The organism is Burkholderia sp. Ac-20392 (genome assembly GCF_017104585.1).
GTDB classification, from domain to species: Bacteria; Pseudomonadota; Gammaproteobacteria; order Burkholderiales; family Burkholderiaceae; genus Burkholderia; species Burkholderia lata.
Genome location: NZ_JAAGPB010000851.1, coordinates 1 through 2,262 on the forward strand (window position 1 = coordinate 1; position 2,262 = coordinate 2,262).

General features: G+C 69.8%; 2 protein-coding genes. Both read left to right on the forward strand.

The genetic code is table 11. From position 1 onward, the window contains the following. On the forward strand, window positions 1–1,134 hold a 1,134-nt coding region (locus G3N99_RS38950), incomplete at its 5' end, for a fatty acid--CoA ligase family protein (RefSeq protein ID WP_206125056.1). Between the two features lie 96 nt (window positions 1,135–1,230). After that, on the forward strand, window positions 1,231–2,064 hold the full coding sequence (locus tag G3N99_RS38955; RefSeq protein ID WP_174983582.1) for an AraC family transcriptional regulator: 834 nt from the start codon (window positions 1,231–1,233) through the stop codon (window positions 2,062–2,064). Window positions 2,065–2,262 lie beyond the last annotated feature (198 nt).

Sequence of the window (2,262 nt, forward strand, 5' to 3'; positions counted from 1 at the left end):
CCCCGCCCGTCCTGCGTGAGCGGCCTCGCGCGCAGCGCCGTGCGCGCCGCCGCGCAGGTCGAGCCCGAACCGCTGGCGAGCGACGTCGCGGCGATCATCTTCACGTCCGGCACGACGGGCGCGCCCAAGGGCGTGATGATGACGCACCGCGGCGTGCTGCATTTCGCACGCGTCTCCGCGCAATCGCGCGCGCTGGGGCCCGACGACAAGGTCTACGCGTACGCGCCGATGACGCACATCTTCGGGCTGGGCACGGTGCTGCTCGCGTCGCTGCATGCGGGCGCCGCGCTCGAGATGCGCGCGCGGTTCGAGCCGGCCGAGCTGTTCGACGCGCTCGCACACCGGCGCGTGAGCCAGGTGCAGGGCCCGCCGATGCTGTTTGCCCGCCTGCTTCAGCACGGCGAGGAACAACACATCGCGCACCCCGACGCCCCGCATTTGCGCTACCTGTACGCCGGCGCCGGGCCGCTCGACAGCGCGCTCAAGCAGAAGGTCGAAGCGATGTTCGGCCAGCCCCTGCATCACGGCTACGGACTGTCGGAATACGCGGGCTCGCTGCACGCGACGCGGCTGGGTGAAACGCGCCACGACACCAGCGCGGGCTACGCGTTTCCGGGCGCCGAACTGCGCATCGTCGATCCGGCCAGCGGCCGCACGCTGCCGGCCGGCGCGCGCGGCGAAATCTGGCTGCGCGGCACGGGCCTGATGCCCGGCTATTTCCGCGACCCGGACGCCACGGCCGACGTGATGCGCGACGGCGGCTGGTACGCATCGGGCGACCTCGGCGAACTGCACGACGACGGCGCGCTGTTCATCGTCGGACGGCTCAAGGACATGATCATCCGCTCCGGCTTCAACGTGTATCCGGGCGAAGTGGAACAGGCGCTCAACGGTTTCCCCGGCATCCGGAATTCGGCCGTGGTCGGCCAGAAGGAAGCAGACGGCAACGAGGCCGTCGTCGCGTTCGTCGAACTCGTCGATGCCACGCATCCGCTCGACGAAGCCGCGTTGCGCCGGTATCTGCGCGAACGGCTCGCCGCCTACAAGCACCCGGCGCGCATCCTCCCCATCGATGCGCTGCCGTTCAACGGCAACGGCAAGCTCATGCGGCGGGAATTGCTGGCGCGGCTGTAGCGCGCGAAACAGTGCCGGCGCGGTTTCCCCTTCCCCGAAAAAACCGCAAAATCTGCAAACCCGCCGACCCTACATTGCTCCTCCAGGAGCCCGCAATTGAAAACCCGAACCCTGACCCAATACGCCCGGCGCATGGACCCCGTCCTGCGCTGGCTGGCAAGCCACCCCGACGCCGACCCGGATCTGTATCTGCTGGCCGACCTCGCGTGCTTGTCGCCGTATCACTTTCATCGCGTCTACCGCGCGATGCTCGGTGAGACGGTGAACGCCACCGTGCAGCGCATTCGCATGCACCGTGCGGCGGTCGCACTGGGCGGGACCGGGGCGCCATTGCGCGACGTTGCGCAGCGCGCCGGCTATACGTCGGACGCTGCCTTCAACCGCGCGTTCGGTGCGACCTTCGGCCTGTCGCCGGGGCGCTACCGCGCGGCCCGCTCCGTTCCGTTCAATCCACAGGAGCTCGGCATGTATCCCGTTACCATCGAAACCTTCCCCGGCGCCGTACTGGCCGCATTGCCGCACCACGGCAGCTATCAGGAAATCGGCCCGGTGTTCACCCGCGCCTTCATGCTGGCCGCCGCCCGCGGTCTGGCGCGCCCCGAGGCGATCGGCTTCGGCGTGTATTTCGACGATCCCGAGCAGGTGCCGGCCGACCGGCTGCGCTCGATGGCCGGCATGTCCGTCGCGCCCGACGCCGAGGTGGGCGACGAGCTGGAACGCTTCGAGATCCCCGCCGGCCGCTGCGCGATCCTGACCTACACGGGGCCGTACAACGAGATGGACCGGCCGTATAACTGGATGTTCTCCGAATGGCTGCCCGCGAGCGGCATGGTGCCGGCCGACTTCCCGATGTTCGAGCAGTACCTGAACGACCCGCGCAGCACGCCGCCCGCGCAGTTGCAGACGCGCATCTGCATGCCGGTGAAGTAAGCGCCGCGCGGCCCCGGCGGAAGCACGCCGGGGCCTGCCGGCGATGGCCTGTCCCGGCCGCGCACATCCGCCGGGGAAGCCACGACTGCCCTGGACGCGGCTCACGCCGATCCCGGGCGCTCTCTAACCCAGCCAGCGCGCATCGGGCCAGTCGCCCTGGTCGAACGTGGCCTTCACGCAGTCGAGCAGCACGGCGAC